Source organism: Mucilaginibacter sp. (assembly GCF_028288225.1).
In the GTDB taxonomy this organism is placed as follows: Bacteria; Bacteroidota; Bacteroidia; order Sphingobacteriales; family Sphingobacteriaceae; genus Mucilaginibacter.
On the sequence record NZ_JAQBOC010000068.1, the window covers coordinates 1 to 18,248 of the forward strand.

General features: G+C 40.9%; 19 protein-coding genes. 8 read left to right on the plus strand and 11 right to left on the minus strand.

Annotation, left to right across the window (positions count from 1 at the left end):
* On the plus strand, window positions 1–605 hold a 605-nt coding region (locus tag JWQ54_RS20260; protein ID WP_299588617.1), incomplete at its 5' end, for a GIY-YIG nuclease family protein.
* Here the strand turns inward: JWQ54_RS20260 and JWQ54_RS20265 are convergent.
* The gene (locus JWQ54_RS20265) at window positions 593–1,216 is read right to left on the minus strand and encodes a hypothetical protein (RefSeq protein ID WP_299588619.1); all 624 of its coding nucleotides are present in this window, start codon (window positions 1,214–1,216) and stop codon (window positions 593–595) included. The genes JWQ54_RS20260 and JWQ54_RS20265 overlap by 13 nt on opposite strands.
* 491 nt (window positions 1,217–1,707) lie before the next feature.
* Between JWQ54_RS20265 and JWQ54_RS20270 the strand changes: the two genes are divergently transcribed.
* Window positions 1,708–3,054 (plus strand): FAD-binding protein, encoded by a 1,347-nt coding sequence (locus JWQ54_RS20270; RefSeq protein WP_299588622.1) that lies wholly within the window; start codon window positions 1,708–1,710, stop codon window positions 3,052–3,054.
* Window positions 3,055–3,090: 36 nt separating this feature from the next.
* Here the strand turns inward: JWQ54_RS20270 and JWQ54_RS20275 are convergent, their stop codons facing one another.
* The 6 genes from JWQ54_RS20275 to JWQ54_RS20300 all read right to left on the minus strand — a co-directional run bounded on the left by JWQ54_RS20275 (window position 3,091) and on the right by JWQ54_RS20300 (window position 9,788).
* Window positions 3,091–4,521 carry a HAMP domain-containing sensor histidine kinase gene (locus JWQ54_RS20275; RefSeq protein ID WP_299588624.1) on the minus strand — a complete coding sequence of 477 codons (1,431 nt, stop codon included), beginning with the start codon at window positions 4,519–4,521 and terminating at the stop codon, window positions 3,091–3,093.
* Between the two features lie 358 nt (window positions 4,522–4,879).
* Window positions 4,880–5,356, minus strand: coding sequence for a hypothetical protein (locus tag JWQ54_RS20280; RefSeq protein WP_299588627.1), 477 nt, complete (start codon window positions 5,354–5,356; stop codon window positions 4,880–4,882).
* Window positions 5,357–5,610: 254 nt separating this feature from the next.
* Window positions 5,611–6,402: a succinate dehydrogenase/fumarate reductase iron-sulfur subunit gene (locus tag JWQ54_RS20285; RefSeq protein WP_299588629.1), complete on the minus strand. Its 792-nt coding sequence runs from the start codon at window positions 6,400–6,402 to the stop codon at window positions 5,611–5,613.
* A 40-nt stretch (window positions 6,403–6,442) separates the two neighbouring features.
* Window positions 6,443–6,799, minus strand: a complete 357-nt coding sequence (locus tag JWQ54_RS20290; protein WP_299588632.1) for a four helix bundle protein — start codon at window positions 6,797–6,799, stop codon at window positions 6,443–6,445.
* A 149-nt stretch (window positions 6,800–6,948) separates the two neighbouring features.
* Window positions 6,949–8,883 carry a fumarate reductase/succinate dehydrogenase flavoprotein subunit gene (locus JWQ54_RS20295; RefSeq protein ID WP_299588635.1) on the minus strand — a complete coding sequence of 645 codons (1,935 nt, stop codon included), beginning with the start codon at window positions 8,881–8,883 and terminating at the stop codon, window positions 6,949–6,951.
* 119 nt (window positions 8,884–9,002) lie between these two features.
* Window positions 9,003–9,788, minus strand: a complete 786-nt coding sequence (locus tag JWQ54_RS20300; protein WP_299588637.1) for a succinate dehydrogenase cytochrome b subunit — start codon at window positions 9,786–9,788, stop codon at window positions 9,003–9,005.
* A gap of 389 nt (window positions 9,789–10,177) precedes the next feature.
* Here JWQ54_RS20300 and JWQ54_RS20305 point away from each other — a divergent pair, with 389 nt between their 5' ends.
* Window positions 10,178–10,546: a helix-turn-helix transcriptional regulator gene (locus JWQ54_RS20305; RefSeq protein ID WP_299588639.1), complete on the plus strand. Its 369-nt coding sequence runs from the start codon at window positions 10,178–10,180 to the stop codon at window positions 10,544–10,546.
* Window positions 10,547–10,651: 105 nt separating this feature from the next.
* On the plus strand, window positions 10,652–11,791 hold the full coding sequence (locus tag JWQ54_RS20310; RefSeq protein WP_299588640.1) for a thioredoxin family protein: 1,140 nt from the start codon (window positions 10,652–10,654) through the stop codon (window positions 11,789–11,791).
* On the opposite strand, the gene pdeM is transcribed toward JWQ54_RS20310, so the two are convergent.
* Window positions 11,788–12,453: a ligase-associated DNA damage response endonuclease PdeM gene (gene pdeM, locus JWQ54_RS20315; protein WP_299588642.1), complete on the minus strand. Its 666-nt coding sequence runs from the start codon at window positions 12,451–12,453 to the stop codon at window positions 11,788–11,790. The two genes, JWQ54_RS20310 and pdeM, sit on opposite strands and share 4 nt — an antisense overlap.
* A gap of 94 nt (window positions 12,454–12,547) precedes the next feature.
* Between pdeM and JWQ54_RS20320 the strand changes: the two genes are divergently transcribed.
* Together JWQ54_RS20320 and JWQ54_RS20325 are read left to right on the plus strand one after the other, a co-directional pair.
* The gene (locus tag JWQ54_RS20320) at window positions 12,548–13,060 is read left to right on the plus strand and encodes a DUF6036 family nucleotidyltransferase (protein WP_299588645.1); all 513 of its coding nucleotides are present in this window, start codon (window positions 12,548–12,550) and stop codon (window positions 13,058–13,060) included.
* Between the two features lie 2 nt (window positions 13,061–13,062).
* The gene (locus tag JWQ54_RS20325; RefSeq protein WP_299588648.1) at window positions 13,063–13,263 is read left to right on the plus strand and encodes a hypothetical protein; all 201 of its coding nucleotides are present in this window, start codon (window positions 13,063–13,065) and stop codon (window positions 13,261–13,263) included.
* A gap of 90 nt (window positions 13,264–13,353) precedes the next feature.
* On the opposite strand, the gene JWQ54_RS20330 is transcribed toward JWQ54_RS20325, so the two are convergent.
* Complete coding sequence (locus JWQ54_RS20330; protein ID WP_299588650.1) at window positions 13,354–14,244, minus strand: helix-turn-helix transcriptional regulator; 891 nt, start codon at window positions 14,242–14,244, stop codon at window positions 13,354–13,356.
* Window positions 14,245–14,572: 328 nt separating this feature from the next.
* Window positions 14,573–15,391: an SDR family oxidoreductase gene (locus JWQ54_RS20335; RefSeq protein WP_299588653.1), complete on the minus strand. Its 819-nt coding sequence runs from the start codon at window positions 15,389–15,391 to the stop codon at window positions 14,573–14,575.
* Between the two features lie 406 nt (window positions 15,392–15,797).
* On the opposite strand from JWQ54_RS20335, the gene JWQ54_RS20340 reads away from it, so the two are divergent.
* Together JWQ54_RS20340 and JWQ54_RS20345 are read left to right on the plus strand one after the other, a co-directional pair.
* On the plus strand, window positions 15,798–16,697 hold the full coding sequence (locus JWQ54_RS20340; RefSeq protein ID WP_299588655.1) for a PfkB family carbohydrate kinase: 900 nt from the start codon (window positions 15,798–15,800) through the stop codon (window positions 16,695–16,697).
* Entirely contained in the window at window positions 16,669–17,052 is a 384-nt protein-coding gene (locus JWQ54_RS20345) for an iron chaperone (protein ID WP_299588657.1), read from the plus strand. The genes JWQ54_RS20340 and JWQ54_RS20345 overlap by 29 nt, the downstream gene beginning before the upstream one ends.
* Before the next feature lie 241 nt (window positions 17,053–17,293).
* On the opposite strand, the gene JWQ54_RS20350 is transcribed toward JWQ54_RS20345, so the two are convergent.
* Entirely contained in the window at window positions 17,294–17,872 is a 579-nt protein-coding gene (locus tag JWQ54_RS20350) for a hypothetical protein (protein WP_299588660.1), read from the minus strand.
* Window positions 17,873–18,248: the final 376 nt, after the last annotated feature.

Sequence of the window (18,248 nt, forward strand, 5' to 3'; positions counted from 1 at the left end):
TTTGCAGGGATAATTCCTATTATACAGGTATTACCAATAATTTGGAAAGTAGATTATATGATCATCAAACAGGTATTGACCCTAAAGCTTATACTTTTAAAAGAAGACCGGTAAAAATGGTTTTTTATGAAATGTTTAATGATGTTAACCAGGCAATAGCATTTGAAAAACAGGATGGCGGAGAGCAAAGAAAGAAGCCATTATTAATGGAGATTGGCATTTATTGCCTGGTTTGTCAAAGAATAATATGTAGATGGATGGCGGTGAAGCATGGCGTACAGGCCACTGCGCACGTCGTCCTTCGACAAGCTACCCATGACAGATTGTTTCGAACGGGGAGGTGGGCTGTCACCCTGAGCCCCGTCGAAGGGCGACGTGCGAAGAGCCCTATCCGCGTGCTAAGCATGGTGCTTAGGCCTTTGCCCGCATCGTGGTTCGACAAGCTCACCATGACATCCCACCCTTGTCATTATCCCTTTAGATTCCGCAAGAGTTTATATCTCAGGATGACACCCAGCCGCAAATTCGGCATGTGGCAGGCCGCTTTCATCACTATAGTTGCATTATCGAACAACGCTGGGTTAACCATGCTTTACCCGGCATGAATTGTTTCTGCCTTACGGGGCTTCCAGATCTTAAAATTTAACTCAAATTTATTTTTTTGGATCAGCGTACGCCATTCGATAAATAAAACGGAAGAGATAAAAAGCAGTCCCAATATTAAACTTAAAACCGACTTCCATGATATTCCGCCTTCCAATATGCTTTCCGTATTGTTTGATACATATCTTCCTAAATGCACCGTAAGGGTATCACTTATGAGTTTACCTACAAAAAAAGTCGGGATTATATACCGTGCGCTTATTTTTGCCATGCCGCTGGCCAAAAATAATGGTGTGGTAGGCAGCGGCAATAAGGTATAAAAAAGTATTGCCGCCTGGCATTTCCAGCCCTTATCTTTCATTTTTTCGCCAAGGAACTGTACATCTTCATTCTTCGATTTCTTAAAAATCCTTCCGGCCAGCATCGGGATATATAAAGTAAGCAGGTACCTGCCAATAATAGACCCTGTAACGCCAAGTATAATAACCCACCAAATATTTAAGTCGTATGCCACCTGTAAAAAAATCATAATTGTAAAAGCAGGCGGAAACGGAATAGGGACAACATCAAACAAAAAGGAACCCGTAAAAACCATCAGATACTGCCACCACATATGTTTAATCTTTAATGATCTTGTTATATAAAAAAAACTATAGGTTTTCATCTAAGATACAAAAAGCGTTATAGAAGTAAATGATTAAAATTATTTGACCGGGTTAGGGGTGTTGCTTGATTGGAAGGCGGGTAAGGGTTGGGCGGCATTGATTGTTTTTTCCGTTCCAGCAGGGTCTCTCATAGAGGACCCTGCGCCGTGGTTTACAGAAATTTTTGGCAAAGGATAAATTTTCTACCGCATACCTGGCAGGCGGCGCAGGGTCCCTTTCAGGAGACCCTGCGGGCACGCTAAATGATTTATGCGATGTTTTCTACCGACATTTTGCACCTACGGCGCATTTTTAAAATGATATCCCTTAACTTAATGACATTGTCCCACAGGACTGGTAACCAAGGTACAGGTCACCCTCTTGCACCCGAAAACAGCAAGATAAAAATTTCTTTGTTTTTATCTGCCAATAAATCTTACCTTGTAATAACCTGATTATTATGAAGAGAAAAACTTTTATCCAATTAAGCGGCACCTTAATGGCAACACCTCTTGTAACACCATTTGATTCATTGGCCTGGCAGCAAAAACTAAAAAACTGGGCCGGTAATTTAACTTTCAGTACCGATAATGTTTTTTACCCAAAAACAGTTGAAGAAGTACAGGCGCTGGTAAAACAGCATAGCAAGATAAAAACGCTTGGTACCCGTCATTGTTTTAACCGCATAGCCGACAGCCGCGACAATTTAATTTCTACAAAAGAAATGAACAGGGTAATTGGGATCAGTGCGGATAAAAGCACGGTTACTGTTGAAGGAGGAATAAAATACAGCGAGCTTGCACCTTACCTGCACAAAAAAGGCTATGCATTACACAACCTGGCTTCACTACCGCATATTTCTGTAGCGGGATCTATAACAACTGCTACTCATGGCTCAGGCGTTAAAAACGGCAACCTTGCCAGCGCTGTTACCGGTTTGGAAATTGTGATTGCGGATGGCAGCATCGTTCATCTTTCAAAAAAATCCGATCCTGAAAAACTAAATGCCGCTGTTGTAGGCCTGGGTGGTTTAGGTGCGATAACCAAAGTAACCCTTCAAATTCAACCCACCTATTTGGTAAGGCAAAACGTTTTTATTGGCCTGCCTATGGAACAATTGAATCATAATTTTGAAAAAATAGTTTCAGCAGGATATAGCGTCAGTTTATTTACCGACTGGCAGACCGACCATATTAACGAGGTTTGGATAAAAAGCCGCATCGGAGTTGATAGTGATAAAATATTGCCCGAATTTTACGGAGCAAAAGCTGCAACAAAAAACCTGCACCCCATAATTGCGCTCTCTGCCGAAAACTGCACTGAACAGATGGGCGTTCCGGGCCCCTGGTATGAGCGCCTGCCGCATTTTAAAATGGGATTTACCCCAAGCAGCGGTAAAGAGCTCCAATCAGAATACTTTGTTCCTATGCATAACGCTGTTGAAGCTATCCAGGCTATCTCAAAATTGGGTAAAGCCATAGGCCCTCACCTTTTTATTACCGAAATAAGGACCATAGCTGCCGATAATTTATGGATGAGCCCATGCCGCAACCAAACATCGGTTACTATTCATTTTACATGGAAACAGGAAACAGAAGCTGTATTAAAGTTATTACCACAAATTGAAAAAGCGCTTGCGCCATTTACCCCGCGCCCGCATTGGGGCAAGGTATTCACTATGGAACCCAAAATACTGCAGGCGCATTATGAAAAATTACATGATTTTAAAAACCTGGTGGCCGAATATGATCCGCATGGAAAATTCAGAAATGATTATTTGGAGAGAAATATTTATACAAAAGGGTAAACCGCCTTACTGCAAATAGTTTAAAATCTAAACTCTTCAGAAAGGTATGCTGATGGTAAATTTACTGTACAGCCCTGGTTCTGATTTTACTTCTACGTGCCCGTTCATTTGCGTTACAGCATCTTTAACCAGGTAAAGCCCCATACCCGAACTATGTTTATTATTACCTGACATGTAAAACTTGTCGAAAATACGTTGCTGGTCATTTTCCCGTATCCCTAAACCATTGTCCTCCACTTCAATTATTGCTGTTGTTCCGTGCCGGTATGTTTTTATTTTTACCCATTGCTCCTCTTTTTTTGAATCGCTATATTTTATGGAGTTAGATACCAGGTTGTTTAATATTACATGTAGTTTCAGTGCGTCACTATCAATTTTATTCAACTCCATTTCTTTATAAATGTGTACCGCTTTTCCACCGTTCCTGTAATAGTTCTGAGCTATTATGGTATCAATAATTGAGGTTAAACTGCATTCTTCTTTGATCAGGCCTGAATGTTTGCTTTTTATAAATATCAGCATTTCCTTAATAAAGTGATCCTGCTTCTCCAAACTCTCTTTCATCATTAAAGTGTATGATTTAATTTGCACAGGGTCACGCTCCTCATCTATCAGTGCTATCAATCCAATAAGCGCCATCAACGGCGAACGCAGATCATGCGTTACATTAAAAACAAACTTGTCCAGTCCGGCATTAATTACCTGCAGGTCTTCATTCTGTTCAACTACCTTCTTTTGCGAGTTAGCCAGCTTGCCGATCATGATGCCTGCATATGATAATGAACTGGTTAAAATAACCAGTGTAATTAAAACATTGGCCATAAAAATATATAAATTGATACTGCGGCAAATTGCGCCAAGCTCATCTGAAAATGCCTGCTCCTTAATGGTCAGTTCCGTCGAAATATCGCTTATTGACAGGATGAGTGCCCCCTTTTCCGCTATTGATATTTTACCCTGATTTACTTTATAACGCGATTGTATCCCTACCTGGTGAAGTTTACTTACCATCACATCGGCGCTGGCCCAGATCCCGATAACTTTTTCAAACATGGGCAAATGCTGAAAGTTGCTAAAAAGCCATATCAAATCGTCAACATCTTTCAAGTGATTTTTTCCCTGCAAAAACCCTTTTTTTGCCAGTTGATGATCATTGTTTGCTGATAACGCGACCCTTGCAATCCGGTCGCCTTCAGGTACACTAATGTCTCTCTCAAAAGCAATGTAATCATCTTTATTTTGCAGGAAAATATATTTGATCAAGTGGGCCGATGCGTCCTTTTGGCCCTTTGAATATTGCGATTCGCCATTAATATAAGCTCTTGCTGCAGATAGGATCCTGATGGTATAAAAATTCATTACTATCATCACCGCTGATGCCATTACCACTATCAGTAATAAAACAAAAGAAGTGTTTTTGAACAACCGCTTAGGTAAGGATGCGGTTGATTTAGGATTATTTTTCAAAGCAATAAAAATTAACTATTATAAATAGTTTATATATGTATTTAAGATATATTTCTCTGCGAAAAATATTGGTCACGGAATCATTAATTTTATTATAAACATGGTTTTCTGAATAGCGGGAAAGCTAACTAAGGAAAGATTATAATATTTACTCCACATAAGGTTTTGATCTTTACAGTATTACGTATAAAGAAGCCTTTAGTTTCATTTTAAGCAAATAATTTGAAATTATCAGTTAATTACTGATTAGAAAAGCGATATGTAAAGCAGCATGATTTAAAAAAAGCAGGCGGCCCAAAAAGAGTCCGGGAACGGGTCTCCGGGATCATAATATTTAGGATAACATATTATGACATTATTATTTGGCTAACACCCCAACAATATCCGGCCCGGGCTTCTGGGTATAAACAACTGTACCGTTATAAGTTACCGAACTGAGGTACGTGGTTGAACAGCAGCCACCTGTAGTTGTACGCTTAAACAGCAAAATATCCTGTGGCTTATCGGCTATGTTCATGGTTACCGTGTCAACCTGGTTTACTGCGATGATCCGGACATTAAAATTGTGGTTCAGGGTGTCGGTATGTAAAAATGCGGTATCAGGATGACCGTTTATAATATGGTGTACTTTTAGCCGGCTGGTAGTATATTTTGCTGTGCTGCCAAAAAACAAGTCCTGGCTGGTTGTTTTATCCACTACCCTGAAAGTTAAATTTGGCGGCGCCTGTAAAGCCATCGGACAGGGAACGCATTTGTTGGTACTTTTTGAGCTGCAGCCTGCCGTAAACATTAAAACCAGTATGAGGCAGGCGGGCATATAGTTTAGTGTTTTCAAAATCTTATAAATTTAGGGCTGTTTAACATAGTACGCCTTAATATCAGTAATGCAACAAGGTATGATAAAATATTAAAAAGGCCCCAATATTAACAATCAGCTTCTGTCTAATTCGTGAAATTCACCTTAGTTCGTGAACATTAGTTCCTTTATTCAATTCGTGAAATTCGTTTTAATTCGAGAAAATTAGTGCTATTAATAAAAAAGGCCTTGAAATTTCTCTCAAAGCCTTTCAGATTAAACAATGTTATATCTTATTCGCCTGATGCATGCTCATGCGCAGCTTCCTCGCGGAACAGCTTTGCGCTGAAATAATCACTATTCATGCGGCTGATATTGGTCATCTTTATTTCCTTAGGGCATTCGGCCTCGCAGGCACCAGTATTGGTACAGTTACCAAAGCCTTCTTCATCCATTTGGGCAACCATGGCTTGCACACGGCTATAGCGCTCTGTTTGTCCCTGCGGCAACATCCCAAGCTGGGTTACCTTAGCCGATACAAACAACATAGCCGAAGCATTTTTACAGGCAGCAACACAGGCACCGCAACCAATACAGGTAGCCGAGTTAAATGCCTCATCAGCAATAACCTTCGGAATTGGAATGGCATTAGCATCAATAGTTACACCGGTATTTACTGAAACAAAGCCACCTGCCTGCTGGATCCTGTCGAACGCTGAGCGGTCAACCGCCAGATCTTTCACTACCGGGAAGGCTGCAGCGCGCCATGGCTCGATCACAATAATTTCGCCGTCATGAAAAGTACGCATGTGCAGCTGGCAGGTAGTGATCGCATTTTTTGGACCGTGCGGATGGCCGTTGATGTACAGTGAGCACATTCCGCAGATCCCTTCACGGCAATCATGGTCAAAGTGAATAGGCTCTTCACCTTTAAGGATCAGGCTTTCATTAACCACATCCAGCATTTCAAGGAAAGACATATCAGGCGAAATTCCTTCAGCCTTATAGGTTACAAAAGCACCTTTGGTTTCTGCATTTTTCTGCCGCCACACCTTTAGTGTTAAATTCATATTTCCAGTACTCATTCTTCGTTTAGATTTGAGATGTGAGATTTGAGATATGAGACTATTTATTTAACAGAGTTCTTTGGAATGCAAAAGTCATCTTTTGCACCTCATCAATCTGTTTTAATAAGTCGTCTAATAAATCATTACTTAACAAGTTTAATTTATTTGATATTACTAGTTGAGTTTGTAATTCGTAAGAAGAGCCATTGGCAATTCCCAGGAAGTTATTAAACTCTTTATTTGAATTTCGTCCCGCACCTTCAGCAATATTCGATGGAATGGATACAGCCGATCTTCTCGATTGGCTTGTTAATCCAAATCTTTCATCAGAGGGAAAGTTAGCAGTAGCTTTATAAACATCTACTGTCAAATCAATCGCCTTATTCCAGATTTTTAGCTCCTTCAAATTATGCATGTGAAATTAGATTTGAGATGTTAGATATGAGATTTGAGATAAAAAAACTCACATCTACATCAATTTTAATTTTTTTTCTTTTATGACTAAGATCTGAATTGAAACGCAGCTCATCTCACGTCTCAAATCTCATATCTCACGTCTAAATACTACTTATAACTTCTTTGTGTCAGGTGAACAAATTCAAAATCAAGCACTTCCTTATTCAATACCTCCGGCTGGTTGTCGCCCTTGTATTCCCATGCAGCAACGTAGGCAAAATGCTCATCATCACGTAATGCCTCACCTTCCGGTGTCTGCGACTCTAAACGGAAGTGACCGCCACATGATTCTCTGCGTGCTAAAGCATCGTCAACCATTAGTTCGCCAAGTTCCAAAAAATCAGCAACACGGCCTGCTTTTTCAAGCGCCGGGTTAACTTCTTCGTTCTCGCCTACTACCTTCGCATTCTTCCAGAAATCGGCCCTTAAACCCTGGATCAGTCCTTTTGCTTTGGTTAAGCCCTCTTCGGTACGTGCCATTCCGCAATATTCCCACATAATGTGGCCAAGGTCGCGGTGGTATTCGTTAACCGTTTTGGTGCCCTTTAAAGCAAGTAATTTATTAATACGGGCAAGCACATCCTGTTTGGTTTGTTCAAAAGCAGGGTGTTTGGTATCAACCGGTTTCGGGCCTATAGTAGCCAAATAATCGCCCAAAGTATAAGGGATCACAAAATAGCCGTCAGCCAGCCCCTGCATCAATGCCGAAGCACCAAGGCGGTTGGCACCATGATCCGAGAAATTGCATTCGCCCAAAGCATATAAGCCCGGTACGTTTGTGCTTAAATTATAATCAACCCATAAACCGCCCATGGTATAGTGCACGGCCGGGTAGATCCGCATTGGTTGTTTGTAAGGGTCTTCGTCAGTTATTTGATAATACATATCAAACAGGTTACCATATTTGGCAGCCACGGCATCCTTGCCAAGGCGATGGATCGCATCGGCAAAGTCAAGGAACACGGCAAAGCCCGAGCCACCTACCCCGCGGCCATCATCCACCATTTCCTTTGCATTACGTGAAGCCACGTCGCGCGGAACAAGGTTCCCGAATGACGGATATTTTCTTTCTAAAAAGTAATCGCGGTCATCCTCTTTTACCTGGTCGGCGGTTATTTCTTTCTTTCTTAACTTTTCAGCTACTTCAACTGTTTTTGGTGCCCAAACCCTGCCATCATTACGCAATGACTCAGACATCAAAGTCAGTTTCGACTGATGGTCGCCGGTAACCGGGATACAGGTCGGGTGGATCTGTGTATAACATGGATTAGCGAAAAACGCACCGCGTTTATGTGCACGCCATGCAGCCGTAACATTTGAGCCTATGGCGTTTGTTGAGAGATAAAACACGTTACCATAGCCACCTGTAGCCAATAAAACTGCATGGCCGCTGTGGGTTTCAATATTGCCGTTTATAAGGTTCCGGGTAACTATACCTTTGGCATGTCCGTCAACCATTACTACGTCAAGCATCTCGGTACGGGTGTACATTTTCACCTTTCCCAGGTGGATCTGGCGGTTAAGCGCGGAGTAAGCACCCAATAAAAGCTGCTGTCCTGTTTGGCCCCTGGCATAAAAAGTACGCGATACCTGTGAACCACCGAATGAGCGGTTATCAAGCAGGCCGCCGTATTCACGGGCAAAAGGCACACCCTGTGCCACGCACTGGTCTATAATATTTACTGATACCTCGGCAAGGCGGTAAACGTTTCCCTCGCGGGCACGGTAATCTCCTCCCTTAATGGTATCATAAAACAGGCGGTAAACGCTGTCGCCATCGTTCTGATAATTCTTTGCAGCATTAATACCACCCTGCGCAGCAATAGAGTGCGCTCGGCGCGGACTATCCTGGAAACAAAATGCTTTCACATTATAGCCAAGCTCAGCCAATGATGCCGCTGCTGATGCGCCTGCCAAACCTGTACCTACAACTATTACATCGTATTTACGCTTATTGGCCGGATTAACCAGCTTTAAGTTAAATTTATGCTTGCTCCATTTTTCGGCTAATGGACCCTCAGGAATTTTAGCATCTAAATTCATTTCTCTTTTATATTTTAGTGAGTGGTTGATTAGGTTGAATAAGTTGATTAGGTTATTTAATCAAACTACTCACTTAATCAACTTAATCTAACTTATTCAACTTAATCTAACCTAATCAACTACTTCCCCAAACTCTGTATATAATAAACCACCGGCATAGCCGCAAAGCCTATCGGGATAATTACAGCGAATAACCATGTGCCTATAAAGTAAACTATAGGCGTGTACTTGCGATGCACCCATCCCAGCGTGCGGAATGCGCTTTGAAAGCCGTGTACCAAATGGAACGATACAGCAAACATGGCTATCACATAAAATATTACATATAATAAATTGCTGAAACTGTTTGTCACCCGTGCATGCAGGTCTTTTACCCTTACTATTTCTATATTGTTTTCAACAGATACGCTCTTTTCAAAGTCAGGCGTTACGGGCTGGTAATCAACCGAGGTTGTTTTACCTGTCGAAAGATCGGTACGGTATTCTTTATAAGGTACTTTGTGACTGTATTTATAGGCAAACCAAAAATCGCTCATGTGGATCACAATAAACAAAAGCAAAATTGAACCCAGCAAACCCATGTTTTTTGATGACCATGTAGCCGGCGACTTATTAGTTGCAGCATATGATACCGGGCGTGCCTTACGGTTTTGTATGGTTAAAACCAATGAATAAACAGCATGAACCAAAATGCAAAGATACAGCAGGTAAGCTATTACCTCAATTGGCGGAAAATGTGTAAGGAAGTTGGCATACAAATTAAATCCGTAACCTTCATCATTACTAAACAACAACAGGTTACCACCAAGGTGTACAATTAAAAAAGTACACAGAAACAAGCCCGTTAAAGCCATTATCAGCTTTTTTCCCAACGATGAGTTAAAGGTTTGTTTAAATTCGCTCATTATATATCAGATTTATTTGGCAAAAGTATTTATTAAATGCCAAAAGATATAAATGGAAACAGCTTATTAAGTATGAATTAGCTATTTAGAAACAATCTAAAAAGACACAAAAGATTTGCGTTAATAACTGGTAATTAAACGTTGGTTAAAGTAATACTATCCTATTTAATAAAGATGCTTTGGAGGAAACTTCGTTAAAAAAATCTTGTTTGTATTAAACAGGTTTTTGGCTTTTGGCCAGGCATTTGTATCAGTATCAGAAAAGACACTTACGAAGGCACGGTTTTCAGATCTTATTTCTTTAATAACCTGTTAAAAATTTATTGCAATAAATATTGATACTTTATAATATTTTTTTTCTATTTTTAGATAACCTAACTCTTAAACACATGTATGGAGAAAAAATTAGAAGGATCCGCCAGATGCGCGGCTTATCTCAGGAAAACATAGCGACACGAATAGGCGTCGCCCCGAACACATTTTCTAAAATTGAAACGGACCAGGCTAAATTGGAATCGGGAATGCTGCTAAAGATCGCGAATGCTTTGGAAGTATCTCCTATAGATATTGTTTCCAATCAGCTTACGATAATTAATTCCCGTAAAATGATAATACCACCATTTGGGAATGTTGAAACTATTATTTCTTTGCAAAGAGATTTTTTTGAGAAAATTATTGGTGCAAAAGATGAAGAGATAGCTAACCTGAATAAAATCGTCGACTGTTTGATTTCACGGATAACTTTAGAATTAAGATAAGCCTAAAATATTGATAAAAGTATACATTGAAATAGCAGTTCTTTTAACTGGCAATGTTATATCCAAACATCACCAACTTTAAAAAACTTCTTATACATTTATCAAATGAAATTCCCCTGCATTATTCTACTGGGTTTATTAATAACCGGATGTAAGAAACAAGCCCATATTGAATTTACCGGAACCGCAACCGGCATTAAAAATGGTGTTTTTATTGTTAAAACAGCCGGCGACAGTACCATTTTTGGCGAGAACATAAAAGACGGAAAATTTACCGTCGTCAAAAAAATACTTAACCGCCCCGGTTACTATACCATTAACATAACCGATGCCGATAGTAAAGACGAGCATAACCCTTACGAAGTTTACCTGGTCGATGGGAAATATACCATTGAAGCCGAAGCAGGCAAATTATATAAATACCCAAAAATAGCCTCGCCCTCTAAAATACAGGAGCAGCTATCAGCCTTTTATACTTTGGCCGATAACATGAGTGTTGAAGCACAGCAACAGGTTACACAAATAAATAAGGAACTTAAAGAGAAATATGCAAGTTTATCGCCCGATGCCTACAATGGTTTATTAAATAAACTACAGCAAAACGAGGCTAAAATACGTGATGTTGATGTCACTGCATTTAAACAGTTTTTAAAACAATACCCGCAAAGTGATATCAGCGCACATATCCTGTCGAAATTAAATTATGAGGGCGATCCGGTTAGTTATTATGCAATTTTTAAAACGCTGGCACCTGCGGCACAAAATAGTGAAGAAGGACAGGAGATCGGCAACAAATTAAGCCACATGATAAACCTGGTTGCAGGCAAAAAGGCCCCGGCTATAGTTGGTAAAACACCCGATGGTAAACCATTTGATTCAAAAAGCGTCAATAAAAAATTGATTGTGGTTGATTTTTGGCGGGCAAGCAATGAGTTAAGCAGGAAGAACCATGACCAGGTCAAATCCCTTTTGGCGCAGGACGACGTTCAAAAAAATGTAGCCTTTATAAGCGTTTCGCTTGATTCAAAAGCTGATTGGTGGGCCACCGCCTTAAAAGATGATAATTTAACCTGGACCCAGGTTGCAGACCTTAAAGGCGATGACTCGCCCAATGCAGCCAACTGGAACATTACCGAAATACCAACCAATTATATATTGGACAGCCGGTGGAATATTGTTATACCTAAAATTGAATTAAAGAATATTGGTTTTGAGATCTCGCAATATTTAAAAAAGCATCATTAATCAATAGCCAGCACTTTATCTTTTGCTATCGCGAAGATGCGGTCGGTTTTATTACTGCGGATGGCTACCTTCCCCGTAAATTGGCCGAACGAGGGCAATACAACCTGTTGTGAACCAAAAGCAAAGCAATGCAATGTTATGGATTGTCGCCCCCGGCCTATTAACCTTACACCCGGATGGATGTGCCCGCAAAAAACGTAACCTCCGGCTTGCTGTAAACTACTTTCTGTTAAAGGATGGTGCAGCATTAAAAACGGGCCGATCAATAACTGATCATGCAGCAGGATGTTTAACCGGGTATAATAGCTCTCGTCAATAATATCATGGTTTCCTCTTACCAGAATGATCTCCAATTTTGGGAACTGGCTGCGCCATAAAATAAACCAGTCCCAGTCGGCATTCATATCGCTATGAAAAAAATCACCGAGGAATATTATTTTTTCGGGCTTATGTTCAAATATCAGGTCTGATAATACGGCAAGATCATTCTGCTCCATATCCCGTGGCACCGCAATACCAGCCTTGCGGAAATGCCCCACCTTACCCAAATGCACATCAGCAGCAATTAATGCCCTTTCCTGCTGCCAGTAAATTGCCTTTTGCGGGAGTAATAAAAGATCCTGATTTAATAAGTTGAAAGAGATTGCGCCATTCGTAAGCATGGGTAAAAGTAAGAAAATCTCTCTGATCCTATGCCTGCTAAAGTGTTCACACGTGTATAGGCGAGTATCTAAACTAATTTTATATATTTAAACGATGTTCGAATTTTTTAAAAAAATAATAGGATATTTTGATTCCCAGCATATTCCATATATGCTGTCGGGCAGCATTGCTATGGGTTTGTACATCGTACCGCGCGCTACAAAAGATATTGATTTTGTAATCAATATACAACCACAGGATATTGATAGCTTTGTAGCACACTTTGATGGTGCATATTACTGCAATAAAGATGCTGTAAACCGTCAAAGCATTTTCAATGTAATAGATCACGCATCGGGTTTTAAGGCTGATTTTGTAGTGCTGAAAAGTAGTGAGTACCGGCTTGCAGAATTTGAACGCAAACAAGTGGCGGATTTTTATGGAATTAAAATATATGTAGTTTCGCCCGAGGATTTATTAATTTCGAAATTGATATGGATCCAGGAATGGCAGGCTGCAGTACAAATGGAAGATATAAAAAATCTTGCTGCTCTTCCAGGTCTGCAACAGGACCACATAACCAACTGGATAAAAAAATTAAATTTAAACACATTTAACCTGCTTTAATCATGAACGATACACCTGAACATGTTAAACAGAAACAATTAGAAATATGGCTGTCAAAACCGCCTGAAGAAAGACTAAGGCTAACACTCGTAATGAATGATGAATTATATGGATTTTGGAACGAGTCGAAGAAAAATGATGCAGTTGCCAAAATGCAAAATGACAAACACAAAGGCGACCAGCCCGGTGAGGTGCCGAAATAACAGGCATGCCAGGTGAAGATAATGTTTCGAACTCCCGCCTTTCAAACCATCTCACCAATGACTAATGACACAATGACCAATGACTTCCCATTAATTCACCACCTGCTTCCTGTATTGATTAGGACTCACCCCCACTTCTTTTTTAAACAACCTCGAAAAATAAGGCAAATTCTCAAATCCTAAAGCGTAAGCTGTTTCGGCAATGTTATTATCCGAACCTTTCAGCATGTTCTTTGCTTCCGAGATCAAAAATAAATGGATCAGCTCGATAGCAGTTTTACCTGTTTCCTGTTTTAAAAGATCGCTCAGATACCGGGTTGATAAATGAAGCTGATCAGCCATCATTTTTACTGAAGGCAAGCCCTTTTGTGCCAGCAACCCATTTCCAAAATACAGGTTAAGTGCATCATTAAATTTTGAAACCAGTTTGCCCGAAAGATCGGTACGGTTAATAAACTGCCGTTTATAAAAACGCTGCGAATATTTCAAAATAGAATCGATAAGGCCTATAATTATATCACGGCTATATTCGTCCTGGTTATTATTATATTCCGTTTCAATTTTGCGATATAATTCCCAAATTATCTGCTCTTCCCTGGGCGAAAGGTGCAGCGCCTCGCTCGATTCATATTCAAAATAGCTGTACTTTTTAATATCAGCATGCAGCACATGTCCGTTTAAAAAATCCTCGTGAAAATAAATAATGAAACCATCCTCCTCAAACTCCAGGTTCTTTAATTGAATAACCTGCCTCGGTTTAATAAACGACATTGAGCCAGAATCATGATCGTAATTTGTCCGTCCATATAAAAAAACACCCGATTTTAGTTTTTTAAACCCGATCATATAAAAATCGCCCGTAAACTCCGTTTCACCTATCGAACAGGTTTTGTTGCACACAATTAAACTAAGCAACGGATTTTCGGGTGGCTGTAATCCATTGGCCCGGTGCAGCTCGGCTAAGCTTTTAAAATGCTTCATGTTAGTTTTTTTATTATATCAAAAATACAGTTGAGATAATTGTGGATGGTAATCTTACGGTAATACTTTGAGGTAACGGACACCATAAACAGGTTCGCTTCAATCCAAAAGAGGCTGTATCAAAAGTAAAATCACAAGAAACTGAACAAAATTAAATTTTGGATAATAAAAACTCCGTGTTTCTCTGTGCCTTCTTTGCGCACTCTGCGGTTAAAAATAAACCACAGAGTGCGCAAAGAGGACGCGAAGATCACAGAGACCAAATATTATTTTGAGTGTTTTTTAAATTTAAGACTTTTGATACAGTTTCTTTTAGGTGCGCCCATATTTACTTCCCATGTGCAGCTGCAGCCACATCGCTCCATTCTTCCCATTCAGCCAAACGGCCTTCATAAACTTGTTTAACCCATGGCAATGCAACCTTGCCCAAAAACAGGCGCAGTGGCGGGTTTTCACTATCAACCAGCTTCAAAACTGCATCAGATGTAGCTTCCGGGATGCCAAAACTATCTTCAGTTATTCCTGCCTGGAAAGCTTCCCTTACCGGGTTATAGATTTCCATAGGCTTGGTGTTAATTGCCGAAGCGCCGGCCCAGTCAGTAGCAAATCCGTTAGGCTCAATCAGCGTTACATTAATACCAAAAGGTTTTACCTCGGCTGCCAAAGTTTCGCTTAAGCCTTCAACCGCAAATTTGCTGGCGTTGTACAGCCCTAAAATTGGCAATGTGGCAACACCCAAAACGCTCGACAGTTGTATAATATGTCCGTGTCCCTGCGCCCTCATTATTGGTAATACCGCCTGGGTTACCCAAAGTAAGCCAAATACATTGGTTTCTATCTGGTCGCGGGCTTCCTGTTCACTGGTTTCTTCAATAGTGCCAAACAGCCCGTAACCTGCATTATTTATCAGCACGTCAATTGTGCCAAAATGCTGCTTTGCTTTTTCAATTGCTGCAAAAGCTTGTTCGCGGCTATTCACATCCAGTTGGATCGGGAGAATTGAATCCCCGTATGCTGCAACCAAATCATTAAGGGTATCGGTGTTGCGGGCGGTAGCAACTACCTTGTCGCCGCGTTTTAAAAATGCTTCAGCCCAGATCTTCCCAAATCCGCGGGAAGCGCCTGTTATAAAAATTGTCTTTGCCATTGTTTTAGTTGTTAAAATTATAAGCCAAAGTTAGGCAGGATAGCGCAGACGGATTTATACAAAAGTAGGAAATACAGATACATTTGGGAGTATGCTCAGGGAAATCGCTTTTAAAAAATAGCAGTGTCAATAATCGGTAGAAAACGGCGATAACTAAACGTCTGATTTTATTAGCATGTTTGATATGACCACTCCCGCAGGCCTTCGACCTGCGCTATTATAGGGCTTGAGGTTTTTGGTTCTACTACAATGTTAAAGGCCTGAAAGGTCGTAATACATTAGCGCAGGTCGAAGGCCTGCGTAATAAATGGCGGTAGAAATTCTAAAAGCGATTTCCCTGTATCACACATCCTCATATTTCATATTTAAAAACAAAATATTATCTTGCCAAATTACAAAATACAACATGCTTGATCTTTGCTGCATAGGCCACATCACGTCCGACAAGGTAGTAACCACCAAAACCACCATGCACATGGCCGGTGGTACGGCTTATTATTTTTCGTGCGCGGTTAGTAAGCTGGATGTTAACTACCAGCTGGTTACCGCCCTTGCCCCCGCCGAAATGCAATATGTGGCCAATTTGCGCGGTAAAGGCATAGAAGTAAAAGTGCAACCCAGCGCCCATACCGTACACTTCGAAAACATTTATGCCGAAGACCAGGACCAGCGCACCCAAAACGTTCTGGCAAAAGCCGACCCCTTCGATGTTGAGCAGCTGCAAACGGTAAATGCAAAGATCTTTCACCTGGGGCCACTACTGGCTGATGATATCAGCACCCAGCTTATAAAAACCCTTGCCGCCAAAAGCCGTGTTAGCATTGATGTGCAGGGCTATTTACGCAAGGTGGTAAACAAAAAAGTGCACGCTGTTGACTGGCCCGGCAAAAAAGAAGCGCTGCAATATGCAGCTATAGTGAAAGCCGATGTTGCCGAATTGCAGGCATTAACCGGCTGCGATAAAACGGAAGATGGCGCCAAACTGCTGGCAGACTGGGGCGTAAAAGAAGTAGTAGTAACCAACGGCAGCGGTGGTTCTGTAATTTTTAGCGACGGGGTCTTTTATGTCATCCCCGCCTGGCGCCCGCGCATAGTAGTAGATGCCACCGGCTGCGGGGATACCTATATGGCCGGTTATTTATACCGTCGTTTAAAGGGTGATGACGAACAGCAGTCGGGAGAATTTGCTGCCGCTATGGCCAGCCTTAAAATGGAAAAACCCGGCCCGTTTACCGGTACGGAGCAGGATATAACGGAGTTTTTGACAGATCATAAATATGGAAACCAGAGGGCAGGAAATATTTAATATTTACCTTGAACGGCAGGATGAACAGTTTAAACCCTGCCTTGTTGCCCTGCGCCAGCTCATCCTTTCCATAATACCCAACGCCGAAGAAACGTTCAGCTACCAGGTGCATTGTTTTAAACACATTTACATGCTGGTTGGCATAGGCGTAACCAAAGAATGCTGCAGCTTATATACCATGAGCCCCTCCCTTGTTAAAAAGATGAAGGACGAGCTAAAAGACTACAAAGCAGCAGGTGCTACTATACATTTTAAACCCGGCGAGCCTTTGCCGGCAGCAATCATTACCAAAATAATTCTGGCCCGCATACAGGAAAACGAGATGCTCGCTTTGAGCCGGGGAAAGAAGAAATAAACAGATCCCATACTACGTTATCCCGAACTTATTTCGGGGCCCCCACAGGGACGGATGATGAATTATCAACGAATAAGGCAAAGCTTTATCGAATGGATAGCATCCGTTGCTATTGATAACGCGGCTTTTTGGTTCAGGAAAGTTTATTGGTTGGGCTACTGCAAACTTGGCTACGTAGCATGTGGCTACAAGCCGGGAGGTGGCTGTTGCGTTAAGAAAAACGCTTGCGGCAGAAGGGGTTTTATCGATAGTACCCTGGCCGTGGCTTTCCTGTTTTTAATTTCAATTTTGCGGTATCAATAATAGGCATGACAAATCTCCTTTTAAAATATGCAGTATCTATTGCAATGCTATTATTAAAATCATAGGTTTCTATCGGCAATTGATCAGTTTTATTAATTAATGTAAGCTGAAATAGCCTGCCTGTTGAAGATTCATTTGCAGAGACAACCGCGTGATACTTTATTTTTGCGAAGGCCCAATATACTCTTGACGTTGTGTCTTCTATTTCTGAAAGAACTTTTTTATGATCACTTATCCAATAGATCTTATAATTAGTGTGGCTATCCCCGCGATCATGATAATCCATTCCCAATCCATATTTGAATTCAAATATCGATGATGAATTGGTGATAAAACTGGAATCTGCCGGATTTTCCAATGGCAGAAATATAGTTCGCTGCGGAGATGATCCGTTAACCGGATCGAAAAAACAAAGTACTCCCCATTTATCCTGAAAAGAAAAGAAAGCCGGCTTTTTGTCTTTATGGATACAACTTTCAAGTAAAAGCAGTAAAAGCAACAGGTGTTTTGATTTCATAAAAGCTTATCCTGATTGCTGAATTTATATTTTGTGCTCATTAATGCTAAAGCTACTGCATTGCTGGCTACTTAGCAAGCGGGGCACGGGTACACCACCTCTTTAGGCTAGCGCTACATACCCGCGCCAGAATGGGGGAACACCGGCTGTCCGGAAAATGTTGTACCTTTAAGCATACTTTTTAGTTTGGTAACTTAAAAGTATGAAAAACGGGATGGCGCACGCTATCCCGTTATCTTTTATCAGACCACAATGATTACCAATAAATTAAATGGCATGAGGCATCTACTAAAAATTATATTGCTGTTGTTGCCCGGTTTATCGGTTGCGCAAAATAAGTTTTTTAATCAACCCAATAAGAAACAGGCGGATAGTT

What these genes read in the sequence shown, in the direction of transcription:
- JWQ54_RS20320 (WP_299588645.1), top strand. Translation starts at nt 12,548, where the DNA reads ATGTTCGAATTTTTTAAAAAAATAATAGGATATTTTGATTCCCAGCAT.
- JWQ54_RS20305 (WP_299588639.1), top strand. Translation starts at nt 10,178, where the DNA reads ATGTATGGAGAAAAAATTAGAAGGATCCGCCAGATGCGCGGCTTATCT.
- JWQ54_RS20335 (WP_299588653.1), bottom strand. Translation starts at nt 15,391, where the DNA reads ATGGCAAAGACAATTTTTATAACAGGCGCTTCCCGCGGATTTGGGAAG.
- JWQ54_RS20330 (WP_299588650.1), bottom strand. Translation starts at nt 14,244, where the DNA reads ATGAAGCATTTTAAAAGCTTAGCCGAGCTGCACCGGGCCAATGGATTA.
- JWQ54_RS20295 (WP_299588635.1), bottom strand. Translation starts at nt 8,883, where the DNA reads ATGAATTTAGATGCTAAAATTCCTGAGGGTCCATTAGCCGAAAAATGG.
- JWQ54_RS20290 (WP_299588632.1), bottom strand. Translation starts at nt 6,799, where the DNA reads ATGCATAATTTGAAGGAGCTAAAAATCTGGAATAAGGCGATTGATTTG.
- JWQ54_RS20270 (WP_299588622.1), top strand. Translation starts at nt 1,708, where the DNA reads ATGAAGAGAAAAACTTTTATCCAATTAAGCGGCACCTTAATGGCAACA.
- pdeM (WP_299588642.1), bottom strand. Translation starts at nt 12,453, where the DNA reads ATGCTTACGAATGGCGCAATCTCTTTCAACTTATTAAATCAGGATCTT.
- JWQ54_RS20340 (WP_299588655.1), top strand. Translation starts at nt 15,798, where the DNA reads ATGCTTGATCTTTGCTGCATAGGCCACATCACGTCCGACAAGGTAGTA.
- JWQ54_RS20285 (WP_299588629.1), bottom strand. Translation starts at nt 6,402, where the DNA reads ATGAGTACTGGAAATATGAATTTAACACTAAAGGTGTGGCGGCAGAAA.
- JWQ54_RS20345 (WP_299588657.1), top strand. Translation starts at nt 16,669, where the DNA reads ATGGAAACCAGAGGGCAGGAAATATTTAATATTTACCTTGAACGGCAG.
- JWQ54_RS20310 (WP_299588640.1), top strand. Translation starts at nt 10,652, where the DNA reads ATGAAATTCCCCTGCATTATTCTACTGGGTTTATTAATAACCGGATGT.
- JWQ54_RS20325 (WP_299588648.1), top strand. Translation starts at nt 13,063, where the DNA reads ATGAACGATACACCTGAACATGTTAAACAGAAACAATTAGAAATATGG.
- JWQ54_RS20350 (WP_299588660.1), bottom strand. Translation starts at nt 17,872, where the DNA reads ATGAAATCAAAACACCTGTTGCTTTTACTGCTTTTACTTGAAAGTTGT.
- JWQ54_RS20265 (WP_299588619.1), bottom strand. Translation starts at nt 1,216, where the DNA reads ATGTGGTGGCAGTATCTGATGGTTTTTACGGGTTCCTTTTTGTTTGAT.
- JWQ54_RS20300 (WP_299588637.1), bottom strand. Translation starts at nt 9,788, where the DNA reads ATGAGCGAATTTAAACAAACCTTTAACTCATCGTTGGGAAAAAAGCTG.